At 48.8% G+C, this 15,575-nt stretch carries 16 protein-coding genes; 7 read left to right on the plus strand and 9 right to left on the minus strand.

Annotated elements, in window-relative coordinates:
- Positions 1-84: 84 nt before the first annotated feature.
- The 4 genes from P2G85_RS03310 to moeA all read right to left on the minus strand — a co-directional run bounded on the left by P2G85_RS03310 (position 85) and on the right by moeA (position 4,815).
- The gene (locus P2G85_RS03310) at positions 85-522 is read right to left on the minus strand and encodes a hypothetical protein (RefSeq protein WP_275862695.1); all 438 of its coding nucleotides are present in this window, start codon (positions 520-522) and stop codon (positions 85-87) included.
- 12 nt (positions 523-534) lie between these two features.
- Positions 535-2,646 (minus strand): LruC domain-containing protein, encoded by a 2,112-nt coding sequence (locus tag P2G85_RS03315; protein ID WP_275862696.1) that lies wholly within the window; start codon positions 2,644-2,646, stop codon positions 535-537.
- A 174-nt stretch (positions 2,647-2,820) separates the two neighbouring features.
- Entirely contained in the window at positions 2,821-3,570 is a 750-nt protein-coding gene (gene moeB, locus P2G85_RS03320; protein WP_275862697.1) for a molybdopterin-synthase adenylyltransferase MoeB, read from the minus strand.
- A 9-nt stretch (positions 3,571-3,579) separates the two neighbouring features.
- Complete coding sequence (gene moeA / locus P2G85_RS03325; RefSeq protein WP_275862698.1) at positions 3,580-4,815, minus strand: molybdopterin molybdotransferase MoeA; 1,236 nt, start codon at positions 4,813-4,815, stop codon at positions 3,580-3,582.
- A gap of 149 nt (positions 4,816-4,964) precedes the next feature.
- Between moeA and folE the strand changes: the two genes are divergently transcribed.
- On the plus strand, positions 4,965-5,615 hold the full coding sequence (folE, locus tag P2G85_RS03330; protein ID WP_275862699.1) for a GTP cyclohydrolase I FolE: 651 nt from the start codon (positions 4,965-4,967) through the stop codon (positions 5,613-5,615).
- Between the two features lie 72 nt (positions 5,616-5,687).
- On the opposite strand, the gene P2G85_RS03335 is transcribed toward folE, so the two are convergent.
- Both P2G85_RS03335 and clcA read right to left on the minus strand, forming a co-directional pair.
- The gene (locus P2G85_RS03335) at positions 5,688-6,641 is read right to left on the minus strand and encodes a TDT family transporter (RefSeq protein ID WP_275862700.1); all 954 of its coding nucleotides are present in this window, start codon (positions 6,639-6,641) and stop codon (positions 5,688-5,690) included.
- A gap of 227 nt (positions 6,642-6,868) precedes the next feature.
- Positions 6,869-8,269 carry a H(+)/Cl(-) exchange transporter ClcA gene (clcA, locus tag P2G85_RS03340; protein WP_275862701.1) on the minus strand — a complete coding sequence of 467 codons (1,401 nt, stop codon included), beginning with the start codon at positions 8,267-8,269 and terminating at the stop codon, positions 6,869-6,871.
- 564 nt (positions 8,270-8,833) lie between these two features.
- Here clcA and P2G85_RS03345 point away from each other — a divergent pair.
- The gene (locus P2G85_RS03345) at positions 8,834-9,370 is read left to right on the plus strand and encodes a hypothetical protein (protein WP_275862702.1); all 537 of its coding nucleotides are present in this window, start codon (positions 8,834-8,836) and stop codon (positions 9,368-9,370) included.
- Here P2G85_RS03345 and P2G85_RS03350 read toward each other — a convergent pair.
- On the minus strand, positions 9,357-9,764 hold the full coding sequence (locus P2G85_RS03350) for an XRE family transcriptional regulator (protein WP_275862703.1): 408 nt from the start codon (positions 9,762-9,764) through the stop codon (positions 9,357-9,359). The genes P2G85_RS03345 and P2G85_RS03350 overlap by 14 nt on opposite strands.
- 95 nt (positions 9,765-9,859) lie before the next feature.
- Here P2G85_RS03350 and P2G85_RS03355 point away from each other — a divergent pair, with 95 nt between their 5' ends.
- A complete protein-coding gene (locus tag P2G85_RS03355) occupies positions 9,860-10,768 on the plus strand; it encodes an aldo/keto reductase family oxidoreductase (protein ID WP_275862704.1) in 909 nt (302 codons plus the stop codon).
- Between the two features lie 66 nt (positions 10,769-10,834).
- Here the strand turns inward: P2G85_RS03355 and P2G85_RS03360 are convergent, their stop codons facing one another.
- Entirely contained in the window at positions 10,835-11,008 is a 174-nt protein-coding gene (locus P2G85_RS03360; RefSeq protein ID WP_275862705.1) for an RNA helicase, read from the minus strand.
- Between the two features lie 348 nt (positions 11,009-11,356).
- Between P2G85_RS03360 and P2G85_RS03365 the strand changes: the two genes are divergently transcribed.
- Both P2G85_RS03365 and pepT read left to right on the plus strand, forming a co-directional pair.
- Positions 11,357-12,130, plus strand: coding sequence for a DUF6279 family lipoprotein (locus P2G85_RS03365; protein ID WP_275862706.1), 774 nt, complete (start codon positions 11,357-11,359; stop codon positions 12,128-12,130).
- Positions 12,131-12,319: 189 nt separating this feature from the next.
- Positions 12,320-13,549, plus strand: coding sequence for a peptidase T (gene pepT / locus P2G85_RS03370; RefSeq protein WP_275862707.1), 1,230 nt, complete (start codon positions 12,320-12,322; stop codon positions 13,547-13,549).
- 63 nt (positions 13,550-13,612) lie between these two features.
- Here the strand turns inward: pepT and P2G85_RS03375 are convergent, their stop codons facing one another.
- The gene (locus P2G85_RS03375) at positions 13,613-14,074 is read right to left on the minus strand and encodes a cytidine/deoxycytidylate deaminase family protein (protein ID WP_275862708.1); all 462 of its coding nucleotides are present in this window, start codon (positions 14,072-14,074) and stop codon (positions 13,613-13,615) included.
- A 35-nt stretch (positions 14,075-14,109) separates the two neighbouring features.
- On the opposite strand from P2G85_RS03375, the gene P2G85_RS03380 reads away from it, so the two are divergent.
- Both P2G85_RS03380 and P2G85_RS03385 read left to right on the plus strand, forming a co-directional pair.
- Positions 14,110-14,367, plus strand: coding sequence for a hypothetical protein (locus P2G85_RS03380; RefSeq protein ID WP_275862709.1), 258 nt, complete (start codon positions 14,110-14,112; stop codon positions 14,365-14,367).
- 74 nt (positions 14,368-14,441) lie between these two features.
- Entirely contained in the window at positions 14,442-15,569 is a 1,128-nt protein-coding gene (locus P2G85_RS03385) for an efflux RND transporter periplasmic adaptor subunit (protein ID WP_275862710.1), read from the plus strand.
- Positions 15,570-15,575 lie beyond the last annotated feature (6 nt).

The following is a 15,575-nucleotide window of genomic DNA, read 5'->3' on the forward strand; positions in this document are numbered from 1 at the left end:
ATCGCATGTTCAAAATAACAATGCGATTTTGGGTAATGTATCGTGCTACAGGGAGTTGATCGGTTGTGTTGCGATGGTCCCGATCTACATGCTCCACGTTGCAGCGCCAACGGAGATCACTTTTTGCAGTGGGTCAGTGCCATCATAAAACCAAATCTCTACCAGTAAGTTTCCCTGACTGTCAGAAACGGAGAATGTAATGTCTGCTTTTCCCCCGGTCAGGGGCACTGAGGCAATTTTACTCGGGTAACTTGCTTGATAGCTTTTTGTTGGTGTTTCCTTAAAACTCTTATACAGGGTTAGATGGGCACGCTGGATCGAGTAAGCACTGATATCAACACTGAGGGTGCCTTCTGTCAAAGGGTCATAGTTAAAATCGTCCGGCACATTCAGTTCTTGCATCGTTACCTCTTGAGGCGGAGCCGGCGGGATGAGCTGGGATGGTGGGGGTGCGCTGTCTCCGCCGCCACCACCACATGCGTTCAACACTAAACTCATCATGATTGCGATTAATTTTTTCATAATGTTATCTCCCTATGGAATGTAGCATTTGTTTGGTGTTGGCGCAGTGTGCCAGTCGGTGCCTTGTGCGCCACCGGATTCTGCCCAGGTCTGGAATGCCGGGTAGGCATCAACCAGATCCACCCTTTCCAATGGCCACTCCCAATCTTCCACAATCAGCAGCGCCCAGGGGAGGTTGTTGGCGGTTTTAAAATAAACACCTTCGGCGGGGTTACTTGCATCTACGCCGACACCAGACAAGTTGGCGTGATCAAACTGTTCAGTCGGGGCCTGGCCTGCCAGATGAACTTCCCATTTGCGGCCCGGCTGGAAGGTGATGCCATCACCATGGTAGGTCCCCGGAGTTGCGAAGATGAACGGGTCATACGGCATAGCTTGAATTTGTGAACGGTCGGCATTTTCTTTGAAGTAGATATCCAGAGTAAAGGACAAGGTGACTGCATCATTACACCCCAACTCCGTTCTAAAGAAGCCACAGTCGCTGCCAGTATAATTGCTCAGGTTTTCACTGATGATGAAGATGGCTTCGTCAGAGATGTGCTCAAGGCCATTTGATGTTTGCTCTATCCCATTAAAAACCAGGGAAGTGAGTTCGGTCTCGATACTGTTTCTTAACACCCCAGGTAAACGAATCGCAAAACCATTCTGATAGCTTGCGCCATAAGCCGCTATATCACCGCTGATCTGGATATTTTCAACCTTGCCAGCCGAACGGGTTTCAGTGATGCGGAATGTTACCACCACGTCATTCATGTCGTAGTCAGCTGTATAGGGCCAGTTGTCTTCAAAAGCGACGGTGGCGTAACTGTCTGCGCTGGGGAAGTGCTGTACCGAAACACCATTGTCGGTAATGCTGATTGGGTGATCTTCCACTTCACCAGAGGTCGAGCCTCCATCGTAGTTTAAACCGGTTTGCTGGCTAAAGCGGAACCGGCTCCAACTTGGTCCCGCCGTTGCCGACGTGGGTACCACAAGTGGCAGGGCATTACTGCCCGCAGACAGAAGCTTGTCGCTGAACACTTGTTCACCGTTGTCATTAAAGTCACCATCACGGTTCCAGTCAAACCAGGCAGACAGATAACCCGATGTCGAGGCGTCGACGACAACAAGCGAACTCAAGCCAGGGTCTAATGCGGCGACAAAACCCACGCCGTCTTCATCTTCGGCTCCGACTTTGTTGTCTCCGGAAGGTGCCACCTGACCATCAGCGTCGCCGTCAGGGGCGATAGCGCCTAACCAGGTGACACCATCGATTTCATGACGGGGACCATTTGAAGCCAGTAGGGTGTGATAGCTGTCTGGGGCATCGCCGAAATCAATCGGATCATCTTCATTAATCACCGGTGCATTAGCACACCGGGCACCGTCGTTTTGGCTGGAGCTTGGCCCATTGGAAACAAATTCCACCGCCGGAACAATGCCAGCTGCGATGTTGGTGGCATTATCCGCGGATAAATCGATGCGATAGATTTTGCCATCTTGATTGCGTGATACATAGTAGTTGCCGTTGACATCAAAGTATCCGGCACCAAACGTACCGGTTTCGCCGGTATCACCAATAGCGGTGGCTTGGCCCGTCGTGGTGTCAAACCGGTACAAAACGCCAGAGTTGTTATCAATGCCGTAAAGCGAACCGTCACCGGGGTGGAAGGCAAAGTCAGTCAGGGCAACGCTTGCTGTGGCACTGATTTGAACCAGCGACAGCGTAGCGTTCGGATCTGAATCCAGAGGGGATAAATCAATGGCAAACAACCCCTTGCCTTTGCGGTACAGGTAGTAAACATGGTTGTATACGTCACCGACAAAAAAAGTATGGCTTGGTAGCCCTGAAACATTCAATGTCTCTGCCTGAAAGTTCTTCCCCAACCGGACAATGGTGAGGTTGGTAGTGTCGTAGCCGTAAATGTAACGGTCAGTAAAGTTAAAGCCGACAGCATTAATACCGGATGCCAGACCGGTGTCATCTTCTAACAGGGCCGTGGAGCCTGTGACCAGGTTGACGCCATAAATTTGTACCGGGGTTGATTGGAACAGGTAGGCTTTGCTGGGGCAGGTATCAAACGGTACAGCGCTGGCGCAGGTACTCATCACCAGTGCTCCTGCCAGAAGTAATGTCCTTGTCATGATTCGTCCTCTCATTGTCTTTTATCATATGCAATGAAAGGAGTGTGCCATTTTTTAACTTGTTGTTTATTAAGGTTTATAAGGCCGAAGGGTGGGGAGGTTTACAATATGATTGTCAAAATGAGAAAAGCCCAACGGAAGGTTGGGCTTTTTGGTAATTCGTTGTTCAGCAGCTTAACTGCAAACCGGGCAGCTTGGCATTTTCATCAGATTCATCTCACGCCAGGACATGCTGAGCGCGTCGAGGAGCAAAACTTTACCTTTTTTGGGCTGTCCGTAGTTTGCGAGTACTTTAATGGTTTCCATTGCTTGTACCGCCCCGACAATACCTACAACAGGTGCCATTACCCCGGCTTCAACACAGCTCAAGGCGTTACTACCAAACAGGGTACTCAGGCATTGGTAGCACGGCTGTGCCGGATCATCGTAAGTAAAGATACTCACCTGGCCTTCCATGCGGATCGCGGCCCCGGAAACCAATGGTGTTTTGCTCGCGTAACACAACCGGTTGAGCTGATTACGTGTGTCGACGTTGTCGGAGGCATCGACCACAATGGTGTGCTGTCCAATCAGCGCTTGAAGCTCCATATCATTAAGCCGTTTAGCAATGGTCTTAACTTCAATATGAGGATTAAGCTCACGCAACGCATCAGCGGCGGATTCTACTTTCATCCGGCCGATATCAGCATCGTGATGCAAAACCTGGCGCTGAAGGTTAGACAACTCGACCCGATCATCATCGACTAACGTGAGTGTGCCCACTCCGGCGGTTGCCAAATATTGACTGGATGCACAGCCAAGCCCTCCGGCACCGAGGATCAAGACCGAACTTTGTTTTAGCGCTTCTTGTCCTTCAAAATCAAACTGACGAAGAATGATCTGGCGGTTATAGCGCAGCATTTCCGGATCGGAAAGAATCTCCACATCGGGCTCCTAATACAGGGTGGGGTTAAATAGCTGGATGTTTACCGTTTCACCCACTTCGACGTGGCCTCGTTCACGTTCCAGAACAACGAAACAGTTGGCAAGGCTCATGGAACGAAATGCGCCGGAACTTTGGTTACCAGTAGTTTCGACAACAAACTGACCATCTTCCAGCGAGTAGATACCGCGTTGGTAGTCGGTGCGGCCTGGTGCTTTCTTAAAGGCCGTTTTGGTGGTTGCCGGGATGGAGAGTGGCGCTTGCCATTCACTATGGCCGGCCAGTTTCGCCAGCATTGGCTGAACCAACACATACATGGTCAGTACGGCTGACACCGGGTTACCCGGTAGCCCGCAGAACCACGCGTCATCCAGCTTGCCAAAGGCGAACGGCTTGCCCGGTTTGATCGCCAGTTTCCAAAAGCCGATCTCCCCCAACTGCTCCAAAATATCTTTGGTATAGTCTGCTTCGCCCACGCTCACGCCACCGGAGGTGACGACGACATCAGCAAGCTGCTGGGCTTTTTCAAACGTGGCTTTGAGTGTTTCAGGGCTGTCCGGAATGATGCCGAGATCGACCGGCTCACAGCCGAAGTTCTCAATCAACGGTTTAATCCCATAGCGGTTGCTATCGTAGATCTGACCTTCTTCAAGGGATTGTCCCAGGGGCTTGAGTTCGTCACCGGTTGAGAAAAACGCCACTTTGGGTTTGCGTAGTACGCTGACATGGCTCACGCCCAGTGAAGCCACCATAGGGATGTCGCGGGGAGTAAGGCGGGTGCCTTTGGCCAGTACAATATCACCTTGTTCAATATCGTCTCCCATCGGGCGAATGTTGGTGTGTGGTTTCACCTTTTGTTGAGTGAACGTTATGCCTTGATCGGTGACTTCAGTGTTTTCTTGCATGATCACCGCATCACAGCCCGATGGGATTTTCGCGCCGGTCATGATGCGCACACAACTGCCGGTTGGCCACTCTCCCTCGAATGGCTGGCCGGCGAAGGATTTACCCGCAACAGGTAAAGCCTGACAAGCGTCAAGATCCGCAATTCGCACGGCATAACCGTCCATCGCAGAGTTGTCAAAAGGCGGAACATGGATAGGAGAGAGGATATCCTCAGCCAGTACATAGCCCAGTGCATCAGCAAGCGGAAGTTGCACGGAGGTTTGGATTGGTTTGATTTGCGACAGCATTTTGTCCATCGCATCTTCAATAGGCATTAAGCCTGGTGCATCGCAGCAGCCCATCTAGTTATCCTGTTAGCTTTTGTTTGGGCCAACCTTACCATAATTTCAGGTCAGGTAAGAATGGCACGGTATAAAATGTGGGTGTAATTATTCAAAAATCCGAGTATCCTTGTCTGCCATCCGAAAGGGGTAAAGTGAGAGGAAGTCGAATGTCAGGTCTTAGCGAGTCAGCGAAGTTAGTAAAAGAAGCGCTAGAGCTCCGTGGTTTAGAAACACCGATGCGACCAAGCGCGGTAAGCCGTGAAGAAAGAAAGGAAAGAATTGAGCATCATATGCGAGAAATTCTGACGCTTTTAGACCTGGATCTGACAGATGACAGTCTTGAAGAAACCCCCCACCGCATTGCTAAGATGTACGTGGATGAGATTTTCTCTGGCTTGGATTATGCCAACTTCCCTAAGATCACTGTGATTGAAAATAAAATGAACGTCAGTGAAATGGTGAGGGTGAAAGATATTACGGTAACCAGTACCTGTGAGCACCATCTGGTTACCATTGATGGCAAAGCGGCGGTGGCTTATATTCCGCGTGGCAAGATCATCGGTTTGTCCAAGATTAACCGTATCGTGCGTTTCTTTGCCCAGCGTCCACAAGTTCAGGAACGGATGACCCAGCAGATATTGCTGGCATTGCAAACACTGCTTGAGTCTGATGATGTGGCGGTGACGATAGATGCGACTCACTATTGCGTGAAATCCCGCGGGGTCATGGACGCGACCAGTGAGACAACCACAACGGCACTGGGTGGTATTTTTAAATCGAATCCAGCTACCCGACATGAGTTCTTGTACGGGCTGTGATCAAACATGCTTTGTGTTGAAAAGGATGGCAAACGTCATCCTTTTTTTGTGTTTAATCTTTTGCTTACGGACTCAGTAGTGTTTTTGTGGCCAGTACATTTTGCAGTAACCAATTGAGACCCAAATAACCAGCAGAGTTGCCACGCTGAGCTCAAACAAGCCAAAGTCGTGTAGCCAATACCAGTTTGGATGGGAGTCGGCAAAAAATGCGGTGACGCGATACATCGCAATGGCACTGATCACCGAAGGGAAGGTGACCGCGGCAATCGACGGCTGAAACTTGCGCCGCAATAAACGCAGGTAGCACAAATAAATCAGCAGTGTCATGGTAATGGCGATGCCGGCCAATGCGCCGGTCAGGATCGGGTCCGGGCTGGGAAAGTTGACCAGATAAGCGGCCAGAGACAGGTTAACCGGTGCGGCCATGATCGCCAATGTTGGCCGGGCTTTTTTGGGTAGTGAGCCGAAGAACACCAGCCGATACAGCACCAGTGGCAGCATGAAAAAATAAATCCCGATGCATACCATCGCGGTGGTTCCCGAAAACAGGGTGTGGCCGAATTGCGATCCCGCGAGAGAGCTGCTGATCAAACCAACCGGATAGAGAAACCAGCTTGGTACCATGTTCGACATTTTGAAGTGCTGTAGCTGGAAACTAAAAAACAGCACCATCATCGTTAAATGCAGTAAAACAGCCATAAACCACAGCGGATAGGCAATAAAAGGACTCACTATCGCCAGGTAATCACACAATATCAATAACGCCATACTCATCGGCGCCATTAAGCTGCCACGCAGAGGATGACGAATATCAGCCATGAAAGTACTGGGGCTGGTGGCGTACCTGATCAGGACCGGCGCAAGCAGTATTGCCCCCAAAGCGGCTAAAAAAGGGCGGATTGGCTCACCGAAAGCCGGAACGTAGAGTGCCCACGCCTGGCCAAGCCCGATTATCCCTAATGCCAATGCAGCCTGTGAAGGTGGGACGTTGTAAAACTTAACCGACCTTCTCCAGTTCCAAACCACGTCAGACCTCTCCTTGTGACCAATGATCATTGGTTAACTTACCCTATTTAAAAGCGCGCATGGTAGCAAGTTTAACGTTTGCTTGCTGCTTAAAGAGGGTAGAGGACATGCTTTAATGATGCTTTTGTGAGTTTGATTAGATTTTCACAGGAAACAATGTAAAAAGACAGGATAAATGGCTCCATAACGGCGGTTTCATCGCCTTTAAATATAGAGCCAGATTGTCGCTAGGCAGCTTTCTCCGGAAGGTCGCGCTGGCGTAACTTATCATTTTTAAGGGTACGATGAAGTAACTGGCTGTAAATCGGTTGTCCGCCGAGCAGTTGTGCAATGATCACGGCACCAAGGCTGGTAATGATCAATGGCAGAATCAAGTAGTAGTTATTGGTCATTTCTATCACCAGTAAAATCCCGGTGATAGGAGCACGAACTGTCGCGGCGAACAGGGCGCCCATACCTGCGATAGCAAACATGCCTGGCTCAATAGCCATCGTCGGCAGCAGCAAATCGGCACTGGCGCCAAAGGCATAGCCAAACAGCGTGCCCAACGCGAGCATTGGGGCGAAGATCCCACCAGGGGCCCCGGAACCAAAACAAAGCAAAGTGGTTAATACCCGGCCAACAAATAACAGTACCATGATGGAAATAGAATAGTTGCCGTGAGCAATATCAGGGATCAGCGCGATGCCGCCACCGGTTAACTCCGGTACGTAAAGCAGCAGCAGGCCGAATACGCCGCCTAAGGTGGTCCCCAAAAGGAGGTAACGCTTTCGGTCATGTTTATGCAGCGCAACAAAGCCATCCTGAGCGACAGTCACCAGCTTATTAAACAGGGTGCCGAATACGCCGAACAAGGCTCCTAAAAGTAGGAACAACCAGAGTGCGTTGAGCTCCGGTGGCTGATATTGCGGCATGGTAATGACGGCATCCTGACCATTAATGGCGCGGAATACAATATTTGCCATGATGGCAGAGATGATCACCGCCCGAATCGAAATCAGCGAATAGCGGAACTGAGGGCGCATCTCCTCAACCACAAACATGATCCCTGCGAGTGGGGCATTAAACGCTGCCGCCAGGCCGCCGGCCGCGCCGGAAGCAAGCAGTGAGTGGCGGGTATCATCGTCTTTTATGCGGAAAATATCGGTGACCATCCGGCCAACCGCACCACCCATCTGAACCGTCGGACCCTCGCGACCCAGTACCATACCAGAGCCGAGCGCCCCCATACCGCCGAAGAATTTAACCGGTAAAACGCGCCACCAACGCACCGGGCGGATATTGTCCATCGCGCCTTCAATTTCCGGGATCCCGGAACCGGCAGCCTCCGGGGCAAACTGGTGAACAAGAAAGTAGCCAATAAAGGCCAGGATAGCGCTGATGAGAAAGGCGGCAAGCCACAGGGGTAATGCGTTGCCGATCTCACTGCGTAACCACTCCGTCCGGGTTTCAGAGACAAAATGGACCGCAATTTCAAAGTATGTCCCCACAAAGCCGGCCAGCGTACCGACCAGGGCGGCAAAAAACAATACAGAGAATGGTGTCGAGCCTCGGGAGAGAAATTGGTTAATGGCATCTTTGGGTACGTGCACTAACACTGATTTCACTATTCTCTCGCGTTTGGTCATTCACTCTTTCTCCTATGGCTGTTGGTTCAATGGGACGGGATGCGCGAATTATACGCCTCGCGTGGATTTGCCCTAATCGGCAATGTTGCAATTTAGTTTTTCACTATTGAGGGTTGTAGAGAGAGCGAGCTTACCCATTTACCATTATTGTGCTATTGCTCTCATATTAAGCGTGTTTATTTGGAGACAAAACTTGTTTTTTGAGCAAAATGAACCATGCTTTAAGGGTAAAGCAACATGATTGCTCTATAAGGAGGGATGTGAGGTTTTACACACAACTTGGATGGATTCAAACCTAAAAGTAGTTCCTCGTTATAAGTTCGGGATGCAACTGCAGTAAACCCGATTCGCATGCTCACGATTGAGAAACGAGGTTAAGGCGCACATCATGTGCGCCTTTTAAATTTGTGCCGTAAGGTAGGCTGTGTTAGCAAATTTTGACGCATGACTGATCAGGCCCACCTTGCATCTGCCTTTCTCTGCAAGCATGATAGACGCTGTTTTTCTAATAATCTCAACGTTATGTCTTTCTTATCAATCAAGCGCTGGTTTGCCGTGTGTTGTATGAGTGTCACACCTTTATCGGTTGCTAATGCTAATCCGATCTGGTGGAGTAAACTGCTTGGTCATGAGTCGCTAACGGAGTTGCAGTCTGCGCTCCACCAGGATCCGCAATGGTATGCCTGCGAGCTCAATGCGGGTGAATCAGCTCTGTGTCTGGATGATTTTTTTTACTACCAGCAACATTTTTACGGCGAGGCGTTACTGGGGGAGAACCAGCTCAATTTGTCTTTTATCCGCGGATACGATCAGCACGCGCTTAATGATTTGATCTTAAACTTACGCAAAGATGGTTTGGTATTGAGCCGGGTGGAAATCCAACGAGAACACTATGATGTTGCAGGTGCACTCGGGACGGAAGGTGCCGTTACCAGTGAGGTTGATAAACAACTGATCCTGTTCATCAACCGTTATCCGCAAGAGGCGGCGCGAAAACTGCTCTGGGTTAAGGCGGATGCGTTATTTGCCCCCTCCCCTAGAGTACGTGTCGAGCTGGTTAGTGACGGCGAACTGATTGAACTGCGTGTCAGTCGTCGTTAGTCTCATTGTGACGATTGAGGAAGGCCACCATGGCTGATTGATCAAGAAAACCGTCCGACTTTTTGTGTGCCCGTAAATACTGATAACCGGCAATTAGCTTGCGGTGTTGTAACTCTTCTTCGCTGGTAAGCTCCCTGTTCATTACATGCTGGTATGCCAACTTGTAAGCGTCCAAATCAACAACTTCAGCTTGTCGGTACAGGTAGCCACAGCCTGTGGCTAACCACTCCAAAGAACAGTTAGCTTTCATCGCAATTTGATTAGCCTTGGTCAGGCTGGGCTCACTGCCTTTCAGATACTTGCGGATCAAAGCTTCAGACGTCTCGACACGCCGGGCAAAGCCACTGATACTCTCTTCACCAATTAAAGTGGCAAGTCGTTGGGCAAAACTCATTTCTTCGTACTCCAGTTCGAATTGCTACAGTTTACTCATTGAGCCGGGGTTAAAACAAGATTAGGATGACTGCAGTTCAAAAAAAGGAGAAACCCATGGTTGCAAAAGTTGTGACTGCACCGCAAGGCCCGGAGTTTTCAGAGCTGATACAAGGCTACTGGCGGGCAGTGGATTGGGGAATGAGTGCGCAAGAGCGTCTGACGTTCCTCAAGCAACATATTGAGCTGGGTGTGACGACGGTTGATCACGCCGACATTTATGGAAATTACGAATGTGAGTCTTTATTTGGTGAAGCGCTAGCGTTGGACAAAAGTGTTCGTGATCAAATCCAGATCGTGACCAAGTGTGACATCAACCTATGCGGGAATAAAACCCCAGAGCGTAAGATCAACCATTACGATACAAGTGCGGCGCATATTTATCAGTCGGTCAATAATTCGCTTGAACGTCTCAATATTGATGAAATTGATGTGTTGCTGATCCACCGTCCCGATGTGCTGATGGACGCCGACGAAGTGGCGGAGACGTTTGCTGATTTACATAAAGTCGGTAAGGTCAAGCATTTTGGTGTGTCTAATTTCACCCCTCGCCAGCTGGAGCTGCTCCAGTCGCGTTTAGGCAAACCACTGGTGACCAACCAGGTGGAAATTAATCCGCTGAATTTTGAGGTAGCACACGATGGTACGCTGGACCAGCTGCAAATGCTGAGAACGCGTCCGATGGCCTGGTCATGTTTGGCCGGAGGCGTAATTTTTGGCGGTCAGAGCGAGCAAGCTGCGCGTGTCCGTAATGAACTTGAAGCGATCCGTGAGGAAGTAGGTGCAAACAGCATCGATGAAGTGATTTATGCCTGGGTCCGACGGTTACCTTCAAAACCGTTGCCGATTATTGGTTCAGGGAAAATTGAGCGTGTTCAAAGCGCGGTAAATGCGCTGGGTATTGAACTGACCCGTGAGCAGTGGTATCGCGTGTGGGTGGCATCCAAAGGTCATGGTGTGCCATAGCGATCGACTTGACACCTGATTGCAGAAAAGCAAAAGCCAGCGATATGCTGGCTTTTTGATGATATTTCATTTATCCGGACGAATGGAATATAAATCGCTGTCGTGTTTACCACACTCTAAATAGTACTGATGCGCTGCTTTTTTATTTTGCGCAACGACCCTCATACTATTCATTTTTCCATGTTCGAAGTAACGAATCTCATACTCAACACTGGTATCCAGTTGCTCAGCAGCAGCCATTGTACTCCTCCATAACTTACCTGTATGAATCATGCAAGATATATACCAAACAAAAAAGATCAGCTTGATCGATTTTTTCGTCAATAAATGCGCTTAAACTCACCATTTTGCCAATTGTTGTGAACAAAGGGTTAATCTGGTCATCTATATAATATCGAAGCGGCAATTTATTTTGCCGCCTTGCCTTAAACATTGCCGCGTCTTTAAGTGCTACTTGTTGAGTATAGAACTCATTTAATAAAATAGGGAATAAGACGGGATATGAATTTGTTTTTCGTCAGAAAGAAACGTCATCAAATAGCTTTTTTGCTACTTGCAATTTTATTAGTTGCCGGATGCACCAAAAAGATGATTTACAGCAATATAGATTGGCTGGCTGTCGAGTTTTTGGATGACTACGTATCGTTAAGTAGTGAGCAGGAAGCATTACTTGAGGAAAAAGTGCGTTTGTTAGTCCAGTGGCACAAGGAAGAAGAATTACCCATCTATATTCAACATCTGAATGAATTACAGAACCTAACCGCCAGTAGTATTTCGGTGGAAGTATTGCAGCAGCATCGCAACAAGGTACAAAAGCATTTTGAACGTTTGCTTTCCAAAATTGCGCCTGACTTATTTTCCCTGAGCCTACAGCTGTCACCGGAGCAAGAGCAAGAGTTTTTGGCCAATGTCCGTGACGAGTATCGCGTTCGGGATCAGAAGTATCTGGGTAAAACAGAGCAGGAAATTCGGCAAATAATTTATGATAAAGCGCTGGAGTGGCTGGAAGATTGGATTGGTGAACCCAACCAGGCGCAGAAGCAGCGAGCCCGTCAATTGTCTGAACAGGTGGGGGTGAGTGTCTCGCAGTGGCGTGAATACCGGGCCTCTATATATCAGGAACTACAGTTCTTATTTGACAACAAAAATAACGCCGCTGTTTACCAGCAGGTATTTATGCAGCTACTTTTTGAGCCGGAAAGTTATTACAGCGAATCACTCGATAAAAGGCTGCAAGAAAACTTAAAACTTACGGATCAGTTTACCATTGAAATCGCTCAGTCAATGACTAAGCGACAATGGCAGCACTATTACGGCAAAATTGATGAATGGCGTGAACTGGCGTTAGATCTGTCAGAATAGTTAAGCATTCAGAACGCAACGCAGAGCTTCAATTACTCTGCGTTTTTTTCGCTAAAAAACTGATTCAAAGCAAATTTTCTGCCAGTTAACGGCGTAACATGATCTATCGACATTGTGGGTTAACTTATCGCGAGCAGTGCAGTAACACTTTCGCCAGCGGGCCCACAGCCGAACACAATGAGAATTATTATGAAGCATTTAGTTGATAGATTTCTTCGCTACGTCAGGTTTGATACTCAATCCAATCCTTATCAGAGTAGTTGTCCGAGTTCTCCCGGACAACTTAAATTTGCCGAACTGCTTAAGCAGGAGATGGTGGATCTTGGACTCTCTGACGTCAGTTTAAATGAGAGTGGTTACCTGATGGCAAAGTTGCCATCCAATGTTGATTATGATGTACCGGCGATTGGCTTCATTGCCCATATGGACACGGCTCCGGACGCATCCGGCAACGACGTGAAACCTCAGTTTATTGAAGATTACCAGGGAGGAGATATCGCCCTGGGCTTGGGTGATGAAGTCTTGTCGCCAGTGCAATACCCGGATTTACATCAATTACATGGCCACAATTTAATTACCACCGACGGTACAACTTTACTTGGTGCCGACAATAAAGCGGGTATTGCCGAGATTTTGACCGCAGTCGCCATGTTGATAGAGAATCCAGATATTCCCCATGGTGACATCTGTATTGGCTTTACTCCAGACGAAGAAATCGGCCGGGGCGCTGATCTGTTTGAGGTCGAAAAATTTGGTGCCCAATGGGCGTACACGATAGACGGTGGCCCGCAAGGGGAACTGGAGTACGAAAACTTTAATGCTGCCAGCGCAGACGTGATTTTCCACGGGGTGAGTGTCCATCCGGGGACGGCTAAAGGTAAATTGGTTAACGCGATGAATCTGGCCGCCAAGTTTCAGGTACAAATGCCTGAAAATGAGACACCGGAGACAACGGAGGGTTACGAAGGATTTTATCACCTGAAATCGGGTGAACTCGGCGTTGCACGCAGTGAGTTAGGCTACATTATTCGAGATTTCGATCGTGCCGGGTTAGAAGAACGCAAAGCGTTTATGCAGACATTAGTCGACCAAATGAATGCGGAACTCAAGCATGGTTCAGTCGAACTGAAACTGACAGACAGCTACTTTAATATGCGCGAAATGGTTGAACCTCACCAGCATATTATCGATTTAGCCAAACTAGCGATGGAGCAGTGCGATGTTGAGCCGCAGATCAAGCCTATTCGTGGCGGGACAGATGGTGCACGCTTGTCATTTATGGGGCTGCCTTGTCCAAATCTGTTCACCGGGGGATACAATTTCCACGGTATCCATGAGTTTATCTCGGTAGAGATGATGGAAAAATCAGTACAAGTTATCGTCAAGTTAGCTGAACTGACGGCAAAAAAATACAGTTAATCTGTTGAATATAAAGTGCGTAGTAACAAGCCCAGTCAAATGTCTGGGCTTTTTTGTGCCTGGCTAGCGAACTCCACCGTCATCATTTAGCTCTGCCAGCGGTAACCAGTCAACTTCAACCCCCGCCTGATCAAACATATCCTGACTGACTTGAATCTTGTCAGCCCAGCGTGACAGAAAATCTTCAGATTGTTGAGGGCAGTGCACACGTGAAATGCCGGTTTGGATGATTTTGGCTGCACAGTTTGGACAAGGGAAATGGGTCACCCAGATATCACAGCCATCAAGATCGCGCTTAGAGAAAAGAATCGCGTTTTCTTCTGCGTGAAGGGTTTTTAAGTATTTAAGTTCGCGTTCATCGGTATCCACACTATCTGATACACCATGAGGGTAGCCGTTGAAGCCAACCGAAACAATCCGGTTTTGCTTGGTGATCACCGCACCGACTTGAGTAGAAGGATCTTTACTCCATGAAGCAACCAGCTCGGCCATTTGGTTAAAACGTTTTGCCCATTTAGAAATCATTAACATCCTCTCTATCAAAGGCTTGAGATAGCCGAATGATAACGTATTTAAGTGAAAAAAATAGCATTCAAACAACATTTTTCTGCCAACCGATTATTAACCATACCGTCAGGGGGGTAAAGCAGTCAGCCTTATCCAGCTTCTGTAGTGTAAATGCGCGCATCGGTAGGTGGCAAAAGCTCCCCCCTTTTAAGCCCAAAGCTGTAGCGCCGATTAAACTGGCAGTGGTTGCTTTGGTTGCTTTGGTTGCTTTGGTTGAGTTACAGGTTGAAACAATGTCGTTGTTAATTTGAAAGTATTCGGACAAAGGCCATTGTATATTCGGATAACTTTTAAAAGAATCCTGTACTATAAAAATGGTGTATGTATGCAGAAAAAACCACTTGTTGCAGTGATGATTGCAGCTGCAATTATCACTGGGTGTGGAGAAGCCGGGACTGCTCAGCGGGGAGCGATGCTTCCTTTAGTGGTGACAGAGGATGTCACCATCATTGATTACCAACCGAGTAAATCCTACATCGGGCGTATCGAAGCCGTCGAAGATACCAACATAACCGCTCAGGTGAGTGGTTATCTTAATGCACATCACTTTAAAGAAGGGCAGCTGGTAGAGCAAGGTGATCTGCTCTACTCAATTGAGCCCTCCTCATTTGAAGCTCAGGTAGCCAGCGCGAAAGCCTCATTGGCCCAGGCGAAAGCGTCGCTAAAAAAAGCCGAACTGGATCATCAGCGAGGGAAGAACTTGCTCCCACGTGGCAGTATTTCCCAATCTGAGTTTGACGCCCTGACGGCGACTTTACTGGGCGCGCGTGCGGAACTGGAGGCGGCCAATGCCCAGCTGAAGCTGGCGGAAGTGAACCTGTCGTATACCCAGATCCGGGCGCCGTTTAGTGGCCGCATCAGTGACAGTAAAGTCAGTACCGGAGATTTGGTCTCACCGTCATCCGGCATTTTGACCACACTGGTCAGCCTGGATCCTGTGCATACCTCGTTCAGTGTCAGTGAGCGGGAACGTCTGGCGATGGGAATGGAACGGGTTCAGGGAGATGGCTCAACCGACGCCGATGCGGTGGAAGTTCAGCTTGAACTGGAAAACGGTGAATATTTCCCGCACTTAGGGCGGCTGGATTTTGTTGGCAACCGGATTAATACCCAAACTGGTACGCTTGCGATGCGTGCCTTGGTGCCTAACCCGAAGCATCAGCTTTTACCGGGACAACACATCAGAGTCAACCTGCGCAATAAAGAGACAAAAGCGGAAACGGTAGTACCTCGCCGCGCAGTACAAACGGATCTTGAGGGCAACTTTGTCATGGTGTTGAGTGAAGGTAACATTGCAGAGCGGCGTAATGTGGTACTTGGGGCACAAGTCGAACAAGGCATCATTATTCGAGACGGTTTAAACGCCGATGACCAGGTGATCACCCAGGGCTTGCAGCGGATCCGGAACGGGGTCGAAGTCCGCCTTCAGTCATCTGCTGACCTACAACAATAAGGAGGC

The organism is Vibrio sp. CAU 1672, from assembly GCF_029223195.1.
In the GTDB taxonomy this organism is placed as follows: domain Bacteria; phylum Pseudomonadota; class Gammaproteobacteria; order Enterobacterales; family Vibrionaceae; genus Vibrio.